We start from the raw sequence: 2,331 nt of genomic DNA, 5'->3' as shown, positions 1-2,331 counted from the left end.
TATCAAACTTTGTAAATCCGATTGTTCATAATGCATAAAGCTACCTCCTAATAATTATTTTGTTATAATTATACCATAACATGAGCATTATTGTTAACATTTATCTTAAATCAATTAAATTTAATTGAATATTCTTAACATTATTAAAATCATTTATTTCGGGATAGTAAATAATATCTATTTTTGCATTACAAGCAATACTATTTTCAAGTTTACTCATTACATTTTCATCGAATTTTTCTAATAAATAATTATATTTTTCTATAGCTTCTGAAAACAAAATTGCATCAATTGTTCTATTATTTTTAAGTAATTTCAACTTCAAAACATTCTTATTTTTCCCAATCATCTTTGCAAAAATAATTTCCAAATCTCTATCTCCCAAAATAGGTCTAGGGTTATCTTTTCCAAATGGACGCAAACGATCGATTTCTTCTATCAAATCAAAATCTATCTTGTCGACATAAAAACTTGAATCAATCAGAATTTTTTTTACAAAATCTTCTTCTGTTAGTCTGCTATTTTGATTAACTTTAGTCCTAAACTCATCTAATTTATCCTCTTCAATTGATAATCCACATGCCATAGGATGCCCACCAAACGATACGAACATTTCTCTAAACTCATCAAATTCTTTGAATATATCATACTCAGAAATACTTCTTCCGGATCCTTTGAGAATATTGTAATTTTCAGATCTTGTTAGTATTAATGTTGGTTTATTGTATTTTTCTTTTATTCTTCCAGCTATTATTCCGCAGACACTTTCATGAATTCCTTCAACATTACAAATCAATATATCATCGTTTATAAGTCCTGTGTTTTCAATTATTTCAACAGCTTTATTAAATCCGTCTTCTGTTAGTTTTTTTCTCTTTTCATTGAGATCAACTAAAATTTTTGCATATGCTTCAACATTATCCATATTTTCATCACGAAATAATTCAACGCCTAATTTTGCAGTATCTAATCTTCCAGCAGCATTGATACATGGACCAATTATAAATCCTAGACTGTAAACATTTACTCCATTTCTAATTCCAGTCATCTCAATTAAGCATTTTAAACCGTAATTATCAGTATTATTAATTTCTTGTAATCCCTTAGTAACAAAATATCTGTTTTCGTCTTTTAAATCGACGATATCACAAACAGTTCCCATTGCAACATATTGAAGTAAATTTTCACATTCTAACATGCCGTATCCTTTTTTGACATTAATAGCCTGAATTAATTTATAACAAACCCCTGCGCCACATAAACTTTTAAAAGGATACTTGCAAGATTGTTGCTGTGGGTTAATAACTGCGTCAGCATTTGGAATATTTTCTTTTCCATCATGTTTTATTGTTTGATGATGATCCGTTACAATTATCTTTAATCCATTTTGTTTGACATATTCACATTGTTCTATAGCGCTTATACCATTGTCACAAGTTATTATTAAATCTATATTATCTTCGATACATTTTTCGATTATGTTAAAAGAAATCCCATATCCATCAGTCATTCTATTAGGAATATCATAAGAAAGTTTATCTGTAAAATATCCTAGACCATCAAGTAAAGTCATAGTCGACGAATTTCCATCTTGATCATAATCTCCAACTATTCTTATGTTTTGATCATTTTCAATAGCATTTATAATTATATCTACCGCTTTATCCATATCTTTCATTAAAAAAGGATCATGATATGAATTTTCGGCATTTGGATTTAAAAAAGCTTGGAAATCTGTTATGTTTCTATTTAATAAAATCTTTGCTATTAATGGATGAATATTATATCGTTGTGATACTTCGCTAAAATTATTGCCTCTATTATTTATTAACCATTTATTCATTCATTATCTCCAAATAAAAAAATGGATTTATAGCTCAAACTTAAAATTTGAGCTATAAATCAATTTCTATTTTTCTTCATTATCTTCTTTTTTGTCTTCTTGTTTGTTTTCTGTTACTTTTGCTGCCTTTACATTAGATGCAATAGCATTTTTAACAAATTCAAGTCTTGTTTTTTGTGATGCAGTTTCTAAAATAACACTATCATCAGTTACAGAAACTATTGTTCCTTTAACTCCACCAATTGTAATTACTTCGTCTCCAACTTTTATAGCGTTTCTCATATCCATTAATTGTTTTTGTTGTTTTTGTTGTGGACGAATCATTAAAAAATACATTACAGCAAAAAGTGCAATCAAAGGCAATAATGATGCTAACATTTTTGGCATAATAATCCTCCTCGTATAATATAGTTGTAGTAATAAATACTACATTTTATTTTCAATCCCACTTTCATATGGGATAATAATTGTATAGATAGAGGTCGTAG

The 2,331-nt window shown here is 27.7% G+C and carries 2 protein-coding genes; both read right to left on the bottom strand.

The features are described 5' to 3' along the window. Positions 1-100: 100 nt before the first annotated feature. Positions 101-1,843, bottom strand: coding sequence for a single-stranded-DNA-specific exonuclease RecJ (gene recJ / locus KHW44_RS08720; protein ID WP_304068519.1), 1,743 nt, complete (start codon positions 1,841-1,843; stop codon positions 101-103). Positions 1,844-1,909: 66 nt separating this feature from the next. Further along, positions 1,910-2,230: a preprotein translocase subunit YajC gene (gene yajC / locus KHW44_RS08715; RefSeq protein ID WP_110057921.1), complete on the bottom strand. Its 321-nt coding sequence runs from the start codon at positions 2,228-2,230 to the stop codon at positions 1,910-1,912. Positions 2,231-2,331: the final 101 nt, after the last annotated feature.

The organism is Finegoldia magna (assembly GCF_018371055.1).
Taxonomy (GTDB): domain Bacteria; phylum Bacillota; class Clostridia; order Tissierellales; family Peptoniphilaceae; genus Finegoldia; species Finegoldia magna_I.
Note: the sequence above shows the minus strand (reverse complement) of the source record. Positions and strands in the feature narration are given on the sequence as shown.

Coding starts and splice junctions, on each gene's coding strand:
- recJ (WP_304068519.1), bottom strand. CDS start 1,843: ATGAATAAATGGTTAATAAATAATAGAGGCAATAATTTTAGCGAAGTA.
- yajC (WP_110057921.1), bottom strand. CDS start 2,230: ATGCCAAAAATGTTAGCATCATTATTGCCTTTGATTGCACTTTTTGCT.